The following is a 20,470-nucleotide window of genomic DNA, read 5'->3' on the forward strand; positions in this document are numbered from 1 at the left end:
CGGCCGAGCAGCAGGCCTTGCAACGCGTCGGCGAGCTGGCGCGGCGGATGCTGCAACGGGCGCGGCCGATGGTGGGCGACGAGGCGCTGCCGCGCGCAGCCTGACCACGCCGGCCGCCCTGACCGGCCGCCGACTCCCTAAGGCAAACGATTGCGGCCCCGACAGGCGAGGCGGAATATCGCCGCTTCGCCTCTTTTTTCGGAGTTGACGATGAACTTGCCTAGCTTCCCGTTTGCCCGCTGGTGCACGCGCCTGGGCCTGGTGACGGCCCTGCTGGCCTGTGGCGCCGCCCAGGCGGCCGACCTCCGGGTGATCGTCTCGTTCAAACCCGGTGTGCCATCGGCGCAAGCCGCCCGCGCGGCCATCGCCCAGGCCGGCGGCCGCGTCAAGCTCGAACTGATCGGTGGCGAAGGCGTCGCGGTCGAGTTGTCTCAGGCGGCGATCGCCGCGCTGAAGAAGCACCCCGCGATCGCAGGGATCGAGGAAGACGCCAAGCGCTACCCGATGTCGCTGACCACGCCCTCGGGCCCGCCCTACCGCAGAGGCCAGCTGCTGCCCTACGGCATCGCGATGGTCCAGGCCAACAAGCTGCCCGCACTCGACGACAACGCCGGCAACCGCAAGATCTGCATCATCGACTCCGGCTACGACAACACCCATGTCGACCTGCCGCACAACCGCGTGACCGGCGATGACGACATCGGCGGCGCCGGCCCGTGGGACCACGACGGGTTCGGCCACGGCACCCACGTCGCCGGCACGGTCGCCGCAGTGAACCAGCGCGACGTCGGCGTGATCGGCGTGCTGCCGAACAAGAAGATCCACCTGCACATCGTGCGTGTCTTCGGCGACGACGGCGCCTGGGCCTATTCCTCCACGCTGTCCAACGCGGCCAAGAAGTGCCAGGCAGCCGGTGCCAACATCATCAGCATGTCGCTCGGCGGCCCGGTGCCGAACACCAACGAGCGCAACACCTTCGCCAACCTGCACGCCGCCGGCATCCTGTCGATCGCGGCGGCAGGCAACGGCGGCAACACGTTGACCTCGTACCCCGCCGGCTACCCGGCCGTGGTGTCGGTGGCCGCGGTGGACGAGAACAAGGCCTGGGCCACCTTCTCGCAGCGCAATGCGGACGTGGAGCTTGCCGCGCCTGGCGTGCTGGTCATGTCGACCGTACCGATGGGCACCGGCACCCTGGCCGCCCTCAGTGTCGACAGCGCCACCTACGCGCCGATCGCGCTCGACGGCTCACCCAACGCGACCGCCACCGCGCCGCTGGCCGACTTCGGCCTGGGCGACACCATCGACCCCGACATGGCCGGCAAGGTCTGCCTGATCCAGCGCGGCGTCATCACCTTCGCGCTGAAGGTGCAGAACTGCGAGGCCAGCGGCGGTGTCGGTGCGGTGATCTACAACAACGTGCCGGGCAGCCTCGCCGGCACGCTGAGCGGCGCCCAGACGACGATCCCGTCGGTCACCGCGTCCGACACCGAGGGCGCGGCGATGCTCGGCCAGCTCGGCCAGTCGGCCACCGTCTCGATCACCGCGAGCCACTACGCCTTCTTCGACGGCACCTCGATGGCGACGCCGCACGTGTCGGCGGTGGCCGCGCTGGTGTGGAGCTACTTCCCGTCGTGCACCAACGAGCAGTTGCGCCAGTCGCTGAACAAGTCGGCACTAGACCTGGGCACGGCCGGTCGCGACAACAAGTTCGGCTTCGGCTTGGTGCGGGCCAAGGCGGCCCACGACCGCATCACCGCCAAGGGGTGCGGCAACTGAGCCCCTGAAGCGTTCGCCCCCGCAGGCCGACGCACGCGCCGGCCTGCACGCGCGTCAGCCACCCGCGCCCAAGACCCGCGGGTGCTGGGCCCAGGCCGGCATGCGCGCCAGGTAGGCAAGCGTGCGCTGCTCGGCGGTGGCGCGGTCCAGGCCCGAGTCCTCACGCAGGGCCCACTGCACCATGCGCTCGAAACGGGTCTCGAAGTCCTGCAGCTGGCCGCTGGCGTCGACGCAATACTGGCAATAGCGGCCGCTCTCGATCGACATGCCGCAGCTTTCACACGAATGGCTCATGGTCGTGGGTCCTCGGGGGTGGAAGAAACAGGGGCCGCTGCCGCGGCCGCAACGCGCGGTGTCGGCACCGCAGCTATCAATTGGCGCAGGCTTTGCAGCAGCGCCATCCGCTGAGCGGGATCCAGCACTTCGGCTGCCACCGCCAAGCGCCGCGTGTCGAGCACGTCGACCGCCTCATCCAGCGCCGCGTGGCCGGCAGCGCTGAGCCAGATCTCGGCGCGGCGCGCATCGGCGGGGTCGGGTTGTCGCGTCAGCCAACCCTGGCTTTCGAGTGCGGCCACCTTCGCGCTCAGTGTCGACATCGCGCGGCCGAAATGCTGCGCCATCTCGGACAACGTCATCGGCCCGGCCTGCGCCAGATGCAGCATCAGCGCGGTGGTCTCGGCCGACACCTTGTCGCGGCCGTCGTCGATGCGGCGCACGGCCACCCGGTACAGCTCGCGGTACAACGCGCCGAATTCGCGTGCAAAACCGACATCTTGTTCGTCCATGCCGCGAGTATCGCGAGCAGGAAATGCTTCGAACAGACCGAAGCATCTTCACCGGCCCCGACGCGCGCCGCCGGTTCGTCAGATCGACATCCGTGCCCGCACGCCATCGGCGGCCATGTCGGCGCCGCGCCCCCGGGCGATGATTTCGCCGCGCTCCATCACCAGGTACTGGTCGGCCAGCTCGGCGGCGAAGTCGTAGTACTGCTCGACGAGCACGATGGCCATCGTCTTGCGATCGGCCAGCATGCGGATCACGCGGCCGATGTCCTTGATGATGCTGGGCTGGATGCCCTCGGTCGGCTCGTCGAGGATCAACAGCTTCGGCCCCGCCGCCAGCGCACGGGCGATCGCCAGCTGCTGCTGCTGGCCGCCGGACAGGTCGCCGCCGCGGCGCGACAACATCTGCTTCAACACCGGGAACAGTTCGAACAACTCGGGCGGGATCGCCGTGCCACCGGGCTGGGTCGCCAGGCCCATGCGCAGGTTGTCTTCCACCGTCAGGCGAGCAAAGATCTCGCGGCCTTGCGGCACATAGCCGATGCCGCGCCGCGCCCGCTCGTATGGCGTGGCGCGGGTGATGTCGGTGCCATCGAGCTTGACCGTGCCGCTCTTGACCGGCACCACACCCATCAGACTTTTCAACAGCGTGGTCTTGCCGACCCCGTTGCGGCCGAGCACGGCCGTGACTTCGCCGAACGTGGCTTCGAAGCTCAGGCCCCGCAGGATGTGCGAGCCGCCGTAATACTGGTTCAGAGAATCGACCACCAGCATTGCTGCTTCCCTCTGCGGTTGGCGGTGTGTTGACACGGGCTGCTTGCGACAGTCGCGCGGGACCGCCGGCTTGGGGCACCACGGATGACAGGCAACGGCGCGCCTCGCCACGGACGGTGCCTGCAGGATGGTGGTGGTGTCCCCGGGCGCCGGACCTCATTCGCGGTCGCCCCAACGACAGCCGGGCACCACGTTGTTGATGGAGATGAATCTCGCAGTCCGCTGCCAGTGGCCCGCGAGCGGACGGCGACCGGGGGCACCGCCGACACCCTGCCGCCACAGGCGCTGCAGGCGGAAGGGAAAGACCTCACATCACCGCCCAAGGTACACCTCAACCACCTGCTCATTCGCCTGGACATCAGACAGCGTGCCTTCAGCCAACACGCGCCCCTCGTGCAGCACGGTGACCTTCTTCCAGCCTTCGGTCAGCTGCTCGACGAACTTCATGTCGTGCTCCACCACCACCAACGAGTGCCGGCCTTCGAGTGAGAGGAACAACTCCGCCGTGCGCTCGGTCTCTTCGTCGGTCATGCCGGCCACCGGCTCGTCGAGCAGCAGCAGCTTCGGGTCCTGCATCAGCAGCATGCCGATCTCCAGCCACTGCTTCTGGCCGTGGCTGAGCAAGCCGGCGGTGCGTTTTGCTTCGGGCAACAGGTGGATCAGCGCCATGACCTCGCCGATGCGGTCGAGCTGCGCGCCGCTCAAGCGCGAGAACAGGCTGGCGCGAACACGCCGGTCGGCGGCCAGCGCCAGCTCCAGGTTCTCGAACACGCTCAGCTGTTCGTAGACCGTGGGCTTCTGGAACTTGCGGCCGATGCCGATCTGCGCGATCGCGTTCTCGCGCAATCGCAGCAGGTCGATGTTCTGGCCAAAGCTGGCGCTGCCCAGGTCGGGCCGGGTCTTGCCGGTGATCACGTCCATCATCGTGGTCTTGCCGGCACCGTTGGGGCCGATGATGCAGCGCAGCTCGCCGACGTTGATCGCCAGGCTGAGCGCGTTCAGCGCCTTGAAGCCGTCGAAGCTGACGGTGATGTCGTCCAGGTACAGCGCCACGCCGTGGGCGAAGTCCGGCTCGTGTGCGTGCGCCACGCGGCCGAACGTCGCGCTGCGGCCACCCGAGCTTGCCGACACCTGCCCCTTCTCGCGCCAGCGTTGCAGCGCGTCGGCACCGGCTTGCTGCAGCTCGGGCGTCATTCGGCCGTGTCTTTCTTCTTGCGGCGCAGCTGGCTCGCCAGGCCCACGATGCCGTTCGGCAAGAACAGCGTCACCGCGATGAACAGCGCGCCCAGGAAGTACAGCCAGAACTCCGGCACGACCTGCGTGAACCAGCTCTTCGCACCGTTGACGAAGAAGGCGCCGACGATCGGGCCGATCAGCGTCGCACGGCCACCAACCGCAGCCCAGATCGCCATCTCGATCGACGCGGCCGGGCTCATCTCGCTCGGGTTGATGATGCCGACCTGCGGCACGTACAGCGCGCCGGCCACGCCGCACATCACCGCCGACAGCGTCCAGATCGCCAGCTTGTAGGCCAGCGGGTCGTAGCCGGTGAACATCACCCGGCTTTCGGCGTCACGGATGGCCTGCAGCACGCGGCCGAACTTGCTGGTGACGATGGCCCGCGCCATCAGGAAAAAGCCGATCAGCGCCAGCCCGGTCAGCACGAACAAGACCATGCGCGTCGACGGTGTCGCGATCGGCGTATCGAGGATGCGCTTGAAGTCGGTGAAGCCGTTGTTGCCGCCGAAGCCCGTCTCGTTGCGAAAGAACAGCAGCATCGCGGCGAAGGTCAGCGCCTGCGTGATGATCGAAAAGTACACGCCCTTGATGCGTGAGCGGAAGGCGAAGAAGCCGAACACCAGCGCCAGCAGCCCCGGCACCAGCAACACCATCAGCATCTGGAAGGCGAAGCTGCCCGAGCCGGCCCAGTGCCACGGCAGCGCCTTCCAGTCGAGGAAGACCATGAAGTCCGGCAGCTCGCTCGCGTAGTTGCCGTCGCGGCCGATCTGGCGCATCAGGTACATGCCCATCGCGTAGCCTCCGAGCGCGAAGAACAGCCCGTGGCCGAGCGACAGGATGCCGGTGTAGCCCCAGATCAGGTCCATCGCCAGCGCGCAGATCGCGTAGCACATGATCTTGGCGGTCAGGCCGACGGCGTAGTCGCTGAGGTGGAAGACACTGCCCGCCGGCAGCGCCAGGTTCGCCAGTGGCACCACCACCGCCACCACGGCCAGCGCCGCGGCCACGGCAACCCAGCCGGCGGGTGACAGCAGCCTCGGCCGCGCGTCGATTGGACTCATGCTTCCGCGCTCCGGCCCTTCATCGCAAACAGACCTTGAGGCCGTTTCTGGATGAACACGACGATCACCACCAGCACCATGATCTTGGCCAGCACCGCGCCGGCCCAGCCTTCGAGCACCTTGTTCAGCACGCCGAGACCCAATGCCGCGAGCACCGTGCCGGCCAGCTGGCCCACGCCGCCAAGCACGACGACCATGAACGAGTCGACGATGTAGTTCTGCCCCAGGTCCGGCCCGACGTTGCCGACCTGCGCCAGCGCGCAACCAGCCAGCCCGGCGATGCCGGCGCCGAGCGAGAACGCACAGGTGTCGACGCGCGCGGTGTTGACGCCCACGCAGGCGGCCATGCGCCGGTTCTGCGTCACGCTGCGCACGAACAAGCCGAGCCGGGTGCGTGCGATCAGCAGCGCCACGCCCGCCAGCACCAGCAAGGCGAAGGCGATGATGGCGATGCGGTTGAACGGCAGCGTCAGGTTGCTCATCACCGCGACGCCTCCAGACAGCCAGGCGGGGTTCTCGACCGGCACGTTCTGCGCCCCGAACAGCGACCGTACCGACTGCATCAGCACCAGGCTGATGCCCCACGTGGCCAGCAAGGTTTCGAGCGGCCGGCCATAGAGCCAGCGGATCACGCTGCGCTCCAGCAGCGCACCGACCAACGCCGCCACGGCGAACGACGCCGGCACGGCGGCCCACAGGTAGTAGTCGAACGCTGCCGGCGCATGGGCCCGGAACAGGTTCTGTACCACATAGGTCGCGTAGGCGCCGATCATCATCAGCTCGCCGTGGGCCATGTTGATCACGCCCATCAGCCCATAGGTGATCGCCAGGCCCAGCGCCACCAGCAGCAGGATGCTGCCCAGGCTGATGCCGGTGAAGACCACGCCCAGGCGTTCGCCCCAGGCCATGCGGCGCGATACCTGCTCCAACGACTGGCGCAGCGCCGCGCGCACCTGCGCGTCGGGTTCCACGCCTTCTGCCAGGCGTTCCAGCAACAGGGCCTTCACCGCCGGCTCCCCGCTGTCGCCCAACGCCTGTGCCGCCTCCAGGCGCTTGAGCGGGTCGCCGGCGGCGACCAGCACGCCCGCACGCATGCGCCCCAGCTGCGCCTTCAACGCCGCGTCACTCTCGGCGGCCCAGGCCTGTTCGATCAACGGCAGCTGTGCTTCGTCCGCCGCCTGCTTGCCCAGCTCGTCAATCGCCGCGGCGCGCGCGCTGCGTTCGGACGACTGTAGACGCAACGAAGCCAGCGTCGCCTGCAACGCGCCGCGCATGCGGTTGTTGTTGACGACGTCCTCGGCGTCAGTGGACAAGGTGGCGGGCGCGCCGGTGGCGGCCTCCACCACCTTGTCCCCTTCCACGACCAGCACCTGCGTCGGCGTCAGCTTTACCGCATCGTCGAGCAGGGCCTGCACAAACGTCGCCAGGCCCGGCTCGGCGGCTGCCGCAGCAGCGCCGAGGGCCGCCACCCGCGCATCGGTGTCGCCTTCGGCGATGGCCCGTGTCTGCGGTGCCGTCAGTGCGTGAGCCGACGAGACCGCGCACAAGACGCCGATCAGCAGCAGATGACGCAGCCCCCGCATCGCGACGCGCTCAGCTTTTCTTTTCCGGGGTATTCTTTTTGCCCTTGTTCTCGGGGATGTAGTCGCTCCACGGGTCAGCCTGCACCGGCCCCGGCGTCTTCCACACCACGTTGAACTGGCCATCAGCCTTGACCTCGCCGATGAACACCGGCTTCCACAGGTGGTGGTTTTCCTTGTCCATGGTGCTGGTGAAGCCGCCGGGTGCCTTGAAGGTCTCGCCAGCCATCGCGGCGATCACCTTGTCGGTCTCGGTCGACTTGGCCTTGGCCACCGCGTCGGCCCACATGTGCACGCCGATGTAGGTGGCCTCCATCGGGTCGTTGGTCAGCGGCTTGTCCTTGTGGCCCGCCACGCCCTTGGCCTTGGCGTAGTCGCTCCACTTCTTGACGAACTCGGTGTTGGCCGGGCTCTTGATCGACATGAAGTAGTTCCACGCCGCGAGGTGGCCGACCAGCGGCTTGGTGTCGACCCCGCGCAGCTCTTCTTCGCCAACCGAGAAGGCCACCACCGGCACGTCGGTCGCCTTCAGGCCCTGGTTGCCCAACTCCTTGTAGAACGGCACGTTGGAGTCGCCGTTGATGGTCGACACCACCGCGGTCTTCTTGCCTTCGGCCGAGAACTTCTTGATCTTGGCGATGATGCTCTGGTAGTCGGCGTGGCCGAACGGCGTGTACTCCTCGATGATGTCGGCTTCGGCCACGCCCTTGCTCTTCAGGAACGCACGCAGGATCTTGTTGGTCGTGCGCGGGTAGACGTAGTCGGTGCCCAGCAGCACGAAGCGCTTGGCGCCGCCGCCGTCCTTGCTCATCAGGTACTCGACCGCCGGAATGGCCTGCTGGTTCGGCGCGGCACCGGTGTAGAAGACGTTCTTGCTGAGCTCTTCGCCTTCGTACTGCACCGGGTAGAACAACAGCGAGTTGGTCTCTTCGAACACCGGCAGCACCGACTTGCGGCTCACGCTCGTCCAGCAGCCGAACACGACGGCCACCTTGTCCTGCGTGATCAGCTGCTTGGCCTTCTCGGCGAACAGCGGCCAGTTCGACGCGGGGTCGACGACCACCGGCTCCAGCTTCTTGCCGAGCACACCCCCCTTGGCGTTGATCTCGTCGATCGCCATCAGCACGGTGTCTTTCAGCACGGTCTCCGAGATGGCCATCGTGCCGGACAGGCTGTGCAGCACGCCGACCTTGATCGTGTCGGCGGCCTGCGCCCACGTCGGCAGGCTAAGGGCGGCGGCGGCCAAGGCCACGGCGCCGAACTGCCGGGCGAACTGGCGGCGGGGGCGTGCTGATGGGCGAGACGTGCTCATGGGGCGGGACTCCTGCGGGGTTGAACAGACGCCCTGCAGGGTAGGCAGCCGCCCGCGGCAGCGAAATACGCCGGATGGCGTACACGCCGCGTCTCACCCACCCGGAAATGAGCGTCGACGGGCCTTGTCAACGCTACCCGTCACACCAGACGCAGTTCGTCCTCAAGCCCGGCCGCCGCCGCGCCGATACCGCGACATGGCCTGGTTGTGAAGGGCCTTCCCAAATGCAAAAAATGTCACGCTGCTGCTTGTATTCCCGCCGCGCTGGCACCCTGGAGGGCCGATCGTGAGCTCGGTCGCCACCCCCGTGGGGATCCGTCGCGTGCTCGTGGTCGACGACAGCCGGGCCATGCAGGCCATCATCCGGCGCGTGCTGGAGAGCCAGGCCCTCGGCCGCACCGAGGTGGAGACTGTCGCCTCCGGCGAAGCCGCGCTCGACGCGCTGGAGCGAGGCTTGCCGAACCTCATCGTGTCCGACTGGCACATGCCCGGCATGAGCGGCATCGAGCTGTTGCAGACCGTGCGCCAGCTGGGCCACAGCGACCTCGCCGTGGGCTTCGTGACCACCGAGACCACCCCTTCGCTGCTGCAGCAGGCGCTGACCAACGGCGCAGCCTTCATCGTTCATAAGCCCTTTCACGACCACGAGCTGCTGGCCGCGGTGGGCAATGTGCTGAGCCGGCCGGCCGTGGCCGAACCCGGCGCGGTCTCGACCGAGCCGGTGCAAGGCGTGCGCGCGCTGCGCCGCTTCATCCAGGCCTGGATGCCCGGCGTGCCCTTCCGGGTCGTCGAGGGCGAAAAGTTCGACAGCACGCACCTGACTTCGCAAAACCTGCTGGCGGTGTACGCGCCGGAGGAAGGCGGCAACCTGTGTGCGCTCGCCGCGGCCAACCTGCCGGCGCTGTGCATGCTGGGCGGCGGCGCGATCCAGGCCGACCCGAAAGACATCCGCCGCGCGATCCAGGACGGCACGCCGAGCCAGGACGTGGTCGACAGCGGCATCGCGTTCTTCCGCGACATGACTCCCTTGCTGCTGAGCCAGATCGGTGTCTCCGACGCGCGCTTCAAAGGTGCCAACCTGGTGGCGCGAGATTTCGCGAAGCTGCGGGCCGCCGTCGACGACTCGGTTGCTCGCGCGGACTACCGCCTGTCGGTGCCGGGCTACGGTGACGGCCGGCTGATCTTCATCCGGGCATGAGATGAAGCGCCCACGCTCCCTTCCGGCCGGCGCCTTGCGGGGGCGCGCATGAGCCTCGCCGACCTGGGCATCCTGGCGGTGGTCGTGTGCAATGTGCTGTTCCTGGCACTGTGCACCTACATGGCCTACCGGATGATGACCCACATGCGCGACACCCAGGCCGACCTGTCGGCCTTCGCGAACAGCCTGAAGGCCCATGCCGGCCGGCTGAACCGCACCGCCGACAACACGCTCGACACCTTCGGTGACATCAAGCGTGAACTGGCCAGGCTGATCGAGACCGCCCGCGGCGGCCTCGGCGGCGGCCGTACCCAGCCGAACGCGAACGGTCGCACCGGCGACCCTTACCAGCAGTGGGCGCAGCGCGACCCGAAGGCATTGAACCGCCTGATCGACCAGCAAGGCAACCTGCTCGACGAGGTCTCGAAGGTCGACGCCAAGCAGTTCGAGGAATGGCGTCGCGCCAAGCAGGTCGAACTCGATCGCCTGCTGCAGCAGAAGCAGCATGTGCAGCAGGAGTTCCAGCGCCTGCGCCAGGCCCATGACGAGGCCGTGCACAAGCTGCGCGAGCATGAGCTGCGCGCACGCCAGTACCAGAAGGCCACCGCCGAAGCCGGCACGCTGCGCGGCGAGCTCGGCGAGATGCGCCTGCAGCTCCAGCAGGCCCAGGCGCGTGCACAAGCCGCCGAGCAACTCGCCGGGGCCGCGCAGGCCGTGGGTGGCGGCCGCAGCGCGCACACCGAAGCGTCGGCCGCTCCATCACCGCAATTGAAGGAGCTGGCCGCCCAGTTGGCCGAAGCCGAGGCGGACCGCCAGCGCCTGCGGCGCCAGCTCGAGCAGATCCAGGACAACCTGAAGCGCACGCTGACCGAGAAGGAATTCATCGAGGACCGCTTCCTGCAGCTCGATGCCGATCGTTCCAGCGACGCCGCGGCTGCCTCCGCGGCGGCCGAAGACCAGACGCTGGTGGTGCTGCCGGACTGAGCACCCCCTCACCCCCCGCGGCGGCTGTGCGCCGCATCGCCAGCAACCGGCAGGCCTCCAGCGCCGTCAGCACCATCAAGCTCCAGCCGAACACCGGCAACGCCCAGCCCAACAGGGCAGCGACAGGCCAGACCCATCTCGGGGCCAGGCGCACATCGTCGGCCACCAGCCTCGGCACGGCCCATTGGCCCGGCGGCCGCCGCAGCCACCACATCACGAAGCCGGACACGACCGAGAACACCACCGCCAGCGCCGCGAGCACCAGCAGAAGTTGGTTCCACAGCCCGAATTCGCCGCGGTGGAACGGGATGCCGACCGCCGTCGCCTGCGACAACAGCGGCAGCTGGTCCCAGCCGCTGTTGAACAGCAGCCGGCCCGAGTAAGCGTCGATCACCTGGGTGAAACGGTTCGTCGGCTGGCTGCGGTCGAAGTTTTCGGCCCGCCACGTGCCGTCGGGGCCGTCGGGTGGTGTCAGCTGAATTGAAACGTCAGGTGCCACGGCGCTGGCCAGTTCATGGGCACGCTGCCAGCCGATTGGCGCCTGGCCTTCGATCACGGTGGACCGCAAATCCTTGCCGGGCTTCGGTGCCGACTGGCCCAGCGCATCCTGCGCGAGCCTGAAGTTGTGGCCGCTGTGGCGGGCCCAGGTCAGACCGGTGACCAGCACGATCGACAGCACGAGCCCGAGCACGATGGCCACCGTGGCATGCAGATCGCGCCAGCGGCGTCGCCCGCGGCCCGGTGCCGGCAGAAGCGCACGCCAGCCCGGGCCGCCGCGCGCCCTCGAACGAGGCCACCACAGCGTCAAGCCGGTGGCAAACAGCACCAGCAGCCAGCTCGCGCCCAGCTCCAACAGCCAGCGCCAGCCGTTGCCTTGCAGCGCGTTGGCGTGCAGCTTCCTGGCCCAGGTCTTGAAGCGCTGCATCTCCTGCAACCGGCCCAGCACCTGGCCGGTGTGGGGGTTCACGTAGACGATGCTGCCGGTGGGCAAGCCATGGTCGTGTTCACCTCGGCCGGCATGGGCATGATGCTCGTGGGCCGCGCGCAGGTAGACCTGCGTGCTGTCGCCGGGGCGGTGCGCCGGCACCACGAAGCGCAGAGCCTCGTCGGGATGGGCGGCCTGCGCGGCCGCGACCTGCTGGTCGAGCGGCCGCACCGCCGCGCCGACCGCGACCCGGTCGAGATCGGCATGGCACCTGGCCTCGATCTGCGGCGTGAAGACGTAGACCAGCCCCGTCAAGGCGGCGAACAGCACGATCGGCGCGCCGACCAGACCGGCCCAGAAATGCACCCGCCAGAACAACCGGTGCAGGGCAGCCTTGCGCAGCGGGGCTTCGAGATGGGTCATTGTCATCGTTGGCCTTGTCACCGCTTTACAGCGTGAAGCGCAGCTCGGCCGACAGCGTGCGGCCTGGGTACGGGTGCGATTGGTAGGCACGCTGACCCGTTACGTTGTTGGCGCCCAGTGCCAGTTCGAGCTGGCGGGTGAATCGGTAGGCGCCCCGCAGATCGAGCTGGTTGACGGTCGAGACGCCGCCGTAGACGTCGGGATTCGTGTCCAGGTTGTAGGTGTCGTTGTAGGCACGGCCCTGGTGACGAAAGCCTGCCGCCAGCAGCCAGTGGGCGTCAGGCCGCCAACTGGCCTGCAACGTCGCCCGCGTGCGGGGCACCCGCAACCACCATCGGCCCACCATCGCCGGGTCGTTCTTGTTCGCGACGACCTCGCTGTTGAACGTGTAGGCCACGCTGGCATCGAGGGCGAAGCCCTTGAGCCCCAGGCCCTGCGCCGACCAGGCCAGCTCGATGCCGCTCGTCTTGACGCGGTCGACGTTCTGCACGCAGGTGTAGGTGGCGGCGCCGCTGGCGGTGGTGTTGCAGGCAGCCGGACGGGTGGTCGATTGGCGCAGGATCGCGTCTTTGACGTCATCGTGGAACAGCGCCACGCGCAGGCGCTGGCGGCCCCGCTCGTGTTCGGCGCTCAGCTCGATCGCGTCCGAGGTCTCGGCTTCCAGGTCCGGGTCCGACAGCGTCACGCTGCTGGATGTGACCGTGCCGTTGTAGAGCTCCTCGACGTTGGGAAAGCGCACGCCGCGACCAGCGCTGAGTTTGAGCAGCAGGCTGTCGCTGGCGCTGAAGGCCACGGCGGCCTTCGGCGATTGACCGCGCAGCTGGCGCCTGTCGTAGGCCACCGTCACGCCGTTGCCGAGCTGCTGACCGTCGAATGCCCGGTACCACTCTTCGCGCCACCCCAGCGTCAACCGCCAATCGTCGGCCAGGCGCCACGCGTCTTGCGCGTAGAGCGCGGTCACCACCGTCTGGCCGTGGTGGAACTGCGTCAGCGTGCCGCCGTTCCTGCGCCAGTCGGCCGAGGCATCGACGCTGGTCACCCGGTTGTCGAGCGCGTAGCCGTTGCGGTGGGCACCGACCGACACGGTGTGGCGGCCGGCGGTCCAGTCGCCTTCGGTCGGTGTCCACGTGGCTTGCAGCTCGGCGGTGTGCCAGCCGGTGCCATCGCGCCGCGTCACGCTGCCGGCACCGCCAGTGGCCGCCAGGGGATCGGGATTGTTCGCCTGGCGGCCGGTGTCGTCGACGATGCGGTAATCGGACACGACCAGCGAGGCATTCCAGCCGCTGGCCCGGCGGGTCTTCAGCGTGGCGCCGAGCTGCTGGTGTGTCTCTTTGCGCCTGGAGGGGGCGAACGCCGCATCGGGGACGTGGAAGCTGTGCGCACCATCGGTCACGACGCCTGCCCAGACGGTGGCGCCGGCCGCGTCGCGCAGAAAGCTCTGGTTGCGGGTGGTCGTGTCGTTGTGCCACCGGGACGCCATACCGCTGGCCTCCAGCTCGGGCGTGAAACGGTGGCCGCCGCGCAGGTTCAGCGTGTCCTGCACGGTGTGGTCGATCGCGCCTGCGCCGGCGCCGAGGACTGCGCGGCGGAGGCCTTTCGGGTCGATGTCGTGAACGATGCCGCTGACCCTCGTCGGCGTCCCGGTGACCGGCGGGAACGCACCCGTCGCGTCGGCCGACACGGTGAAGTACTGCATCGGCTGCGAGGTCGAGTCCTGGTGGTTCACGTCGGCCGCGAACCACAGGCCCGAATCGAACCGGTGGCCCAGGCGCAACGACAGCTGGTGGCCCGCGAAATCGTCCGCATGGCCGTATTGCTCGAAGTGCTGGCTGTAGCCGCTGGCCCGGCCGCTCAGCTCGAAGCCTTTCGGCGCGCGCTGCGTCACCGCGACCGTGGTGCCGATCGAGTTGCCGGGGAGCAGCGCCGAGTACGGGCCGTACAGCACGTCGACCCGCTCGATCGCCTCGGGCGAAATCATGTTCCAGCGCGGTGCGTCGAAGCGGCCGAGGAAGTTGCTGATCAGGTAGCCGTCGAGGTAGACCAGCGCGCGAGACGGCTGCAAGGTGCCGAAGCTGCGGCCGGCGATCAGCGCGTTGCGGTCGCCCAGGTAGCGCTTGCGGATCGTCGTGTTGGGCGCGTACTGCAGCGCGTCTTCGGGGTTGAACAGGTTCTGCTCGCGCAACTGATCGGCCGTCTTGCTGGCGGTGCTGCCGGGCAGGTTGGCCGGCAGGCCGCTGCGAATCGCCGCGGCGGTGACGACGATGGGCGCCAGTTCGGCCTCGGTGGCCACGCCCTGGGCGTGCAGGAGGGTGCCGGCGCAGGCCAGCAAGCAGGTGCATGCAAGCGCACCCAGTCGGAAGAATACGGGGGGCATGGTGGTCCGGATCGGATCGCCCGCGGCCGCTTCGGCACGCAGGCACAGCAGCCTCGGGGCGGCGAGCCCCGAGGCCAGTTCAGGCTGTGAAGATCAGATCGGGAACGGGGGCGCGTGCAGTCGCCCGGCCAGCCAACGCCGACTCGCATCGACAGGCGACGGCCCCGGCGTCGCCAGCGGCGTGGCCAGCGCGACCGCCGGTGCATGCAGCGCCACCGGCGGCGGGTTGGCCAGCGCGGCGCCGCCCATCAGCGGCGTCAATGCGCAGTCGAAAGCACCGGCATGGTGACCCGCCATTGGCGCCGACGGGTCGCCCGTCGGCGCCGAATCGAGCTGCACCGTCCGCACGCCATAGGCCGAGCAAACCTCGACCACGCTGACGCCGCGCTGGCTGGCCGCGGTGGCCGCCAGCAATGGCACGGCCACCTGCAACAGGAACATGGCCGCCACCGCCCACGCCCACACGCGAGTGGGCAGCGAGGGGCGGCGGTGCACGGTGCGGTTCATGGCGAGCGCGGATTATCCGTGCCCGCCTCAACCGCGAGCGAGGTCAACGTCCCGGTGCCGCACTGGCCGCGGCCTCGTGCCCGCACGCCGCCTGCATCTGCGGCGACGAGCGGGCCTTGCAGCGCGCCACCTCGTCGTTGATCTTGCCCGCCGGCGTGGTACCGGCCTGGGCGGCGGCACTGGCTGCCGCGCCGGTCGGCGGGGGTGGCTTCCTGCCGAGTGGCACGACGACCTGCGGCTTGATCGGCCCGTCGGGCCGCAACTCGTCAGGGAAGGTCGCCGTGTTGCGCAACTCTTCGGGCGTCAGCGCCCGGCGGACGGGCTTGGTCGGTGCCGGTGCCGGTGCCGAAGCACCGGATGCCGCCACCGGTGCCACGGCCTGCGCCTGTGCCAACGTCGTGACAACAGCCAGCGCGAGCGAGACAAGCGGTCTGGGGCTTTGCATGGGGCCTCCTTCATGCCGATGCGGCATTCGCCGCAGATCGGACCAGACTGCGCCGCCCAGCGTCCACCGGCTGTAGGAAGACCCGCCGTTCACGCATCAGCACCCGCCGTGCATCGGCTGTGCCACGATGCACACATGCCCCACCCCTCTTCGCTGAACCTGCTCGTGCTCGGCGGCACGGTCTTCCTGGGTCGCCACGTGGTCGAAGCCGCCTTGGCAGCCGGGCACCGCGTGACGGTGTTCAACCGCGGTCGCCGCGCCATCGCATGGCCCGGCAGCGTGCAGGCGCTGGTCGGCGACCGCGACGGCGACACCTCGGCGCTGCGCGGCCAGGCGTTCGATGCGGTGATCGACTGCAGCGGCTACAAACCGGCGCAGATCGCCTCGATCGCCGACGCGCTGGGCCCCGAACTGCCGTTCTGGGTGTTTGTGTCCACCATCTCGGTGATGGCCCGCTTCGCCCCCGGCCTGCCGTACGACGAGACAGCACCGGTGACGACCGACACCACCGGCTACGGCGGCGAGAAGGCACGCGCCGAAGAGGCCCTGCAGGCGCTTTGCCCCGGCCGCCACGCGATCGTGCGCCCCGGCCTGATCGTCGGCCCGCACGACCCGACCGGCCGTTTCGCCTACTGGCCCTGGCGTGTCGCGCAAGGCGGTGACGTGCTGGCGCCCGGCCGGCCCGAGCGGCCGGTGCAGCTGATCGACGCACGCGATCTGGCCGCCTGGTGCGTGCACCTGGCCGAGGCACGCGTGGCCGGCACGTTCAACGCCGTCGGCCCCAGCCTGCCGATGCAGGCCTTGCTCGACACATGCCGCGCAGTCAGCGGCAGTGACGCCCGCTTCGTCTGGCGCACGGACGCCGAACTGCTCGCCGCCGACGTCGCGCCGTGGACCGGCCTGCCGCTGTGGCTGCCCGAAGCCGACGCCGATTTCGGCGGCATGCTGCTGGCGCGCAACGACAAGGCGCTGGCCGCGGGGCTGCGCTGCCGTCCGTTGGCCGACACCGTGGCCGGCACGCTGGCGGTGCTGCGCGCCGAGCCCGACCGCGCCGTGTTCCCGAACGTCGTTTCGCGCGAACGGGAAGCCGGGCTGGTGAGCGCCTAAAGCCGCGTCGCCGACGGCGACAGATCAGACGGCCTCGTGGATCGTCTTCGTCACCAGGCAGGCCTCCAGCCCTTCGAGGCCATCTTCCGCGCCGTGGCCGCTGTGCTTGACGCCGCCGAAGGGTGAATCGGCGCCGGCGATCAAGGTGGTGTTGATGCCCACCATGCCGCTCTCGACCGCCGCGCCGACGTGCATCGCCGTGCGCTGCGACTGCGTGAAGACGTAGGCCGCGAGCCCATACGGCAGCCGGTTCGCCCGCGCGATCGCCTCGTCGGGCTCGTCGAACGGCGCGAACAAAGCCACCGGGCCGAACGGCTCCTCGCTCATCGCCCGCGCGGTCTCCGGCACATCGGCCAACACCGTCGGCAGGTAGTGGAAACCGGCGTCGCCATCGGCGCGGCGCCCGCCCAGCAGCAACTCGGCACCCTGTGCGCGGGCGTCGCCGACCAGCGCGTCGATCGCCGCCGGGCGCCGTGAATGGGCCAGCGGCCCCATCTGCACTCCCTCGTCCAGCCCGTTGCCGACGACCAGCGCGGATGCATGCCGCACGAACGCCGTGACAAAGCGGTCGCAGGCGCGGCGCTGCACGTAGAAGCGGGTCGGCGAGATGCACACCTGCCCGGCATTGCGGTACTTGGTGCGCGCCAGCATCGCAGCGGCCGCGTCGACGTCGGCATCGTCGAACACCAGCACCGGCGCGTGGCCACCCATCTCCATCGTCGTGCGCAGCGCCTGGTCCACCGCGAGCCGCATCAACTGCTTGCCGACGACCGTCGAGCCGGTGAACGAGAGCTTGCGGATCACCGGCGAAGCCAACAGGTGGCGCGAGACCTCGTCGGGCACGCCGAACACGATCTGCACCACACCCGCAGGCAGGCCGGCGTCGACCAGCGCCCGCGCGACATGCAGCGCCGACGCCGGCGACTCCTCAGCCGGCTTCAGGATCACCGAGCAGCCGGTGGCCACCGCCGGGCCCAGTTTGCGGGCCGGGTTGTGCAGCGGGAAGTTCCACGGCGCGAAAGCCGCCACCGGCCCGACAGGCTCTTTGGTGACCAGCGAGCGCCGCCCGGTGGGTCGCACCAGCACGCGGCCGTAGGCGCGCCGGCATTCCTCGGCATGGAACTCGAGCAAGCCTGCCGACGCCAGCACTTCACCGTGCGCTTCAGCCAGCGGCTTGCCCTGCTCCATCGTCGCGTGCCGAGCGATCAGCGGCGCGCGCTCGCGCAGCAACGCCGCCGCGTCCTTCAGCACGCGTGCGCGCTCTTCGACGGCGCTGTCGCGCCAGCGCGTGAACGCACGCGCGGCGGCGTCGAGCGCGCGCTCCAGGTCAGCCGCGTCGGCCAGCGGCAGTTGTGCCAGCATCTGGCCGGTGGCGGGATCGATCACCGGGGTGGTGCGGCGGGGGCCCGCAGCGAGCCACTCGCCATCGATGAGCAGGGACAGGTCGGTTGCGTAGTCGGTCATGCGCGCGGTCATTGCAGGAGAAGTCGACGAAGGCGCGGATGATGGGCGGCCGCATCACCCCTTGTCGAGGTGCCGGCGCGGTATCGCGATCACGAAAGGCGATCAGCGCGCCAGCGGACCCGGCCGGCTGCGCACGAACGACGCCAGCATCGCCGCCAGCGTGTGCGCCTCGCGCGACAGCGGCCGTGCGGTCTTGTGCACGATGGCCACGGTGTAGCGCGGCGACGCCGGCTCGCGCAGCGGCAGCGCACACAGGCGGCCGACCACCAGCGGGTGTTCGAGCACCACGTGCGGCAAGCGCGCCAGGTCGTCGGATTGAACCAGCATCGACACGGCAGCGAACAGCGAATCGGTCACCGCCGCGATGGCCGGCAGCGGCAGCCCGCGCGCCGTGAACAGCTCGCGCATGCTCGGGTCGTCGAACGCGGGGCGGGTTGGATCGCCGACGACCACCCAGCCGACCCCGGACAACGCACGCGCCGCCACCGGGCCTGCGGCCGCCAGCGGGTGCCCGACGCGCGCGGCCACGATCGACTCGGACTCGAACAAGGGCACCACCGTCAGGTCACCCTCTTCGAAGTCGGCCGGCAGCCGCGTGACCGCCAGTTCGATCCGGTTCTCGCGCACACCCGCGAGCAGTGCGCTGGCCACGCCTTCGGTCAGCCGCAGCGTGACCTCGGGCAGCATGCGGTGGAAGTCGGCCAGCACCGCCGGCACGAGCTGCAGCGAGGGCTCGATCGACACACCGAGCTCGATGTGCCGGGCCCGCGGCCCGCGCGGCTGCGCGGCGGCCAGCAGCCAGGCTTCGGCGCGGTCGGCCTCCAGCAACAAGCCTTGCGCATGCTGCAAGAACTCGACCCCGTCGGCCGACAGCGCCACACCTTTGGCGGTGCGCTCGAGCAGCACCACGCCATGCTCCTGCTCGAGCCGCGCCACGCTCTTGGTCAGTCCCGCCTGCGCGACCCCGAGCACACGCGCGGCCGGCCGGTAGCCGCCATGGGCAACGACAGCGACGAAGTCACGCAGTTGCTGCAAGGTCATGCGACGCCCATGCCCCCGGGCCTCACTGCGCGGCCGGCACCCCGCTCAAGGCCGGTCGCTGTCCAGCCCCGACATCGTCCCCGGTCAGCAGCTTGCCGAAGAAGAATCGGCACACCAGCAGCAACACGCCGGCACCCGCCACCAGCATCGCGTGCAGGCCCCAGAACTCGCGACCGGGCATGGTGTCGAGGAAGCCCGCCAACCAGCCGACGACGGTGTTGCCGATGAAAAGGTGCAGGTAGTAGACACCGATCACCAGGCCTTCGAGGTTGCGCGGCGCCGCACGCGAATACAGCGCCAGGCCCACCGGCAGGATGTTGGCGAAACCGAGGTTGTTGACGATGGTGTAGGCCAGGGTCCAGGCCAGACCGACCTTCTCGCCCGTGCCTTCGACCATGCCCGCGGCCAACGCGATGAGGGCCGGGCCGCCCGCGGCGATCAGCGAACCCAGCGCCATCTTCATCAGGTCGTCCGGCTCGGGCCGCCGCGTGGCCCACCAGCGCCAGAATGCGATCGAGGCGATCATGGCCGCGGTGCTGATGAAAGCGTCGATCGCCTGCAGCCAGGTCACCGGCACCGACCACCCGAAGAGCACCAGGTCCATGTACTTCTGCGACCACAGCGGGAAGGCATTGTTGTACTGCTGGTTGCCGATGATCGACAGCGTCAGCACGGGGATCAGCAACAACAGCAGCGCGAACCGCGCCTTCTCGCTGCCGCTCATGCGGACACTGGCGCTGGGGGTCGAGGCGGCACCGGCTGCCGGACGCCCGGTCTCGGGCGGCAACCAGCGCCGCCCGGCCAGGTAGACCACCAGGCCGATCAGCATGCCCACGCCGGCGGCACCGAAGCCCCAATGCCAGGCCACTTTCTCGCCGAGCGTGCCGCAGACGATGGGCGCCAGGATCACCGCGATCTGCACCGCGAGCATGAAGATCTGGAAGGCGCTCGCACGCCGCTTGTCACCCGGTGCATAGAGATCACCGACCTGGGCCGCGATGTTGCCCTTGAAGCAACCGACACCCAGCAGCAGGCAAGCCAGTGCAGACAGCAGGCTGGCTTCGAAGGCCATCAGGAAGTGGCCGAAGGCCATCAGGCTGGCACCGATCACGACCGTCTTGGTGCGGCCGAGCCAGCGATCGGCCACCAGGCCACCGAACAGCGGCGTCAGGTAGACGAGACCGGCGTACAGGCCGAAGACGATCGAGGCCAGCTGTTGCGGCGAGCGTGGGCCGGTGACGCCTTCGATCAGGCCACGCAACCCGTCCATGCCGGTGACTTGGCCGATGTTCTGCGGCAGGAACAGGTAGTTGCTGAGGTACAGCACCAGCAGGGCCTGCATGCCGTAGTACGAGAAACGTTCCCAGAGCTCGCAGAAGGCGAGCCAGCCGAGGCCGGCCGGATGGCCGAGGAAGGCACGGTCGGAGCGGGGGTTGCCGGGAACGCCGGCATCGAGGGTGGACATGGCGGGACGC

Annotated in this window: 18 protein-coding genes; 4 read left to right on the forward strand and 14 right to left on the reverse strand. The window is 69.2% G+C overall.

Going from position 1 to position 20,470, the window contains the following annotated elements; translation table 11 throughout:
* Positions 1-210 precede the first annotated feature (210 nt).
* Positions 211-1,779, forward strand: coding sequence for a S8 family serine peptidase (locus VFY73_RS01055; RefSeq protein WP_329716046.1), 1,569 nt, complete (start codon positions 211-213; stop codon positions 1,777-1,779).
* A 54-nt stretch (positions 1,780-1,833) separates the two neighbouring features.
* Here VFY73_RS01055 and VFY73_RS01060 read toward each other — a convergent pair whose 3' ends face one another.
* The 7 genes from VFY73_RS01060 to urtA form a co-directional block, all read right to left on the reverse strand.
* Complete coding sequence (locus VFY73_RS01060; protein ID WP_329716047.1) at positions 1,834-2,073, reverse strand: hypothetical protein; 240 nt, start codon at positions 2,071-2,073, stop codon at positions 1,834-1,836.
* Positions 2,070-2,564 carry a MarR family winged helix-turn-helix transcriptional regulator gene (locus VFY73_RS01065; RefSeq protein ID WP_329716048.1) on the reverse strand — a complete coding sequence of 165 codons (495 nt, stop codon included), beginning with the start codon at positions 2,562-2,564 and terminating at the stop codon, positions 2,070-2,072. The genes VFY73_RS01060 and VFY73_RS01065 overlap by 4 nt, the downstream gene beginning before the upstream one ends.
* Positions 2,565-2,642: 78 nt before the next feature.
* A complete protein-coding gene (urtE, locus tag VFY73_RS01070) occupies positions 2,643-3,335 on the reverse strand; it encodes an urea ABC transporter ATP-binding subunit UrtE (RefSeq protein ID WP_329716049.1) in 693 nt (230 codons plus the stop codon).
* 312 nt (positions 3,336-3,647) lie between these two features.
* Positions 3,648-4,529: an urea ABC transporter ATP-binding protein UrtD gene (gene urtD / locus VFY73_RS01075; RefSeq protein WP_329716050.1), complete on the reverse strand. Its 882-nt coding sequence runs from the start codon at positions 4,527-4,529 to the stop codon at positions 3,648-3,650.
* Positions 4,526-5,635: an urea ABC transporter permease subunit UrtC gene (gene urtC / locus VFY73_RS01080; protein WP_329716051.1), complete on the reverse strand. Its 1,110-nt coding sequence runs from the start codon at positions 5,633-5,635 to the stop codon at positions 4,526-4,528. Before urtC ends, urtD begins: the two co-directional genes overlap by 4 nt.
* Positions 5,632-7,218, reverse strand: coding sequence for an urea ABC transporter permease subunit UrtB (gene urtB / locus VFY73_RS01085; protein WP_329716052.1), 1,587 nt, complete (start codon positions 7,216-7,218; stop codon positions 5,632-5,634). Before urtB ends, urtC begins: the two co-directional genes overlap by 4 nt.
* A 10-nt stretch (positions 7,219-7,228) precedes the next feature.
* Entirely contained in the window at positions 7,229-8,527 is a 1,299-nt protein-coding gene (urtA, locus tag VFY73_RS01090; protein WP_329716053.1) for an urea ABC transporter substrate-binding protein, read from the reverse strand.
* 286 nt (positions 8,528-8,813) lie between these two features.
* On the opposite strand from urtA, the gene VFY73_RS01095 reads away from it, so the two are divergent.
* Together VFY73_RS01095 and VFY73_RS01100 are read left to right on the forward strand one after the other, a co-directional pair.
* Positions 8,814-9,725 (forward strand): response regulator, encoded by a 912-nt coding sequence (locus VFY73_RS01095; RefSeq protein WP_329716054.1) that lies wholly within the window; start codon positions 8,814-8,816, stop codon positions 9,723-9,725.
* A 48-nt stretch (positions 9,726-9,773) separates the two neighbouring features.
* On the forward strand, positions 9,774-10,709 hold the full coding sequence (locus VFY73_RS01100) for a hypothetical protein (protein WP_329716055.1): 936 nt from the start codon (positions 9,774-9,776) through the stop codon (positions 10,707-10,709).
* Here VFY73_RS01100 and VFY73_RS01105 read toward each other — a convergent pair.
* From VFY73_RS01105 to VFY73_RS01120, 4 genes are all read right to left on the reverse strand, one after another.
* Positions 10,606-12,063 (reverse strand): PepSY domain-containing protein, encoded by a 1,458-nt coding sequence (locus tag VFY73_RS01105; RefSeq protein WP_329716056.1) that lies wholly within the window; start codon positions 12,061-12,063, stop codon positions 10,606-10,608. The two genes, VFY73_RS01100 and VFY73_RS01105, sit on opposite strands and share 104 nt — an antisense overlap.
* A gap of 19 nt (positions 12,064-12,082) precedes the next feature.
* Positions 12,083-14,431 (reverse strand): TonB-dependent receptor, encoded by a 2,349-nt coding sequence (locus VFY73_RS01110; protein ID WP_329716057.1) that lies wholly within the window; start codon positions 14,429-14,431, stop codon positions 12,083-12,085.
* Between the two features lie 93 nt (positions 14,432-14,524).
* The gene (locus VFY73_RS01115; protein ID WP_329716058.1) at positions 14,525-14,938 is read right to left on the reverse strand and encodes a DUF2946 family protein; all 414 of its coding nucleotides are present in this window, start codon (positions 14,936-14,938) and stop codon (positions 14,525-14,527) included.
* Positions 14,939-14,981: 43 nt separating this feature from the next.
* Positions 14,982-15,383, reverse strand: a complete 402-nt coding sequence (locus tag VFY73_RS01120) for a hypothetical protein (RefSeq protein WP_329716059.1) — start codon at positions 15,381-15,383, stop codon at positions 14,982-14,984.
* Positions 15,384-15,518: 135 nt separating this feature from the next.
* Here VFY73_RS01120 and VFY73_RS01125 point away from each other — a divergent pair, with 135 nt between their 5' ends.
* Positions 15,519-16,490, forward strand: a complete 972-nt coding sequence (locus VFY73_RS01125; protein WP_329716060.1) for an NAD-dependent epimerase/dehydratase family protein — start codon at positions 15,519-15,521, stop codon at positions 16,488-16,490.
* 24 nt (positions 16,491-16,514) lie between these two features.
* On the opposite strand, the gene VFY73_RS01130 is transcribed toward VFY73_RS01125, so the two are convergent.
* From VFY73_RS01130 to VFY73_RS01140, 3 genes are all read right to left on the reverse strand, one after another.
* A complete protein-coding gene (locus VFY73_RS01130; RefSeq protein ID WP_329716061.1) occupies positions 16,515-17,954 on the reverse strand; it encodes an NAD-dependent succinate-semialdehyde dehydrogenase in 1,440 nt (479 codons plus the stop codon).
* A gap of 102 nt (positions 17,955-18,056) precedes the next feature.
* Entirely contained in the window at positions 18,057-18,995 is a 939-nt protein-coding gene (locus tag VFY73_RS01135; RefSeq protein WP_329716062.1) for a LysR family transcriptional regulator, read from the reverse strand.
* Positions 18,996-19,017: 22 nt separating this feature from the next.
* Positions 19,018-20,460, reverse strand: coding sequence for a peptide MFS transporter (locus VFY73_RS01140; protein WP_329716063.1), 1,443 nt, complete (start codon positions 20,458-20,460; stop codon positions 19,018-19,020).
* Positions 20,461-20,470 lie beyond the last annotated feature (10 nt).

The organism is Ideonella sp. (genome assembly GCF_036277275.1).
GTDB lineage: Bacteria > Pseudomonadota > Gammaproteobacteria > Burkholderiales > Burkholderiaceae_C > Ideonella.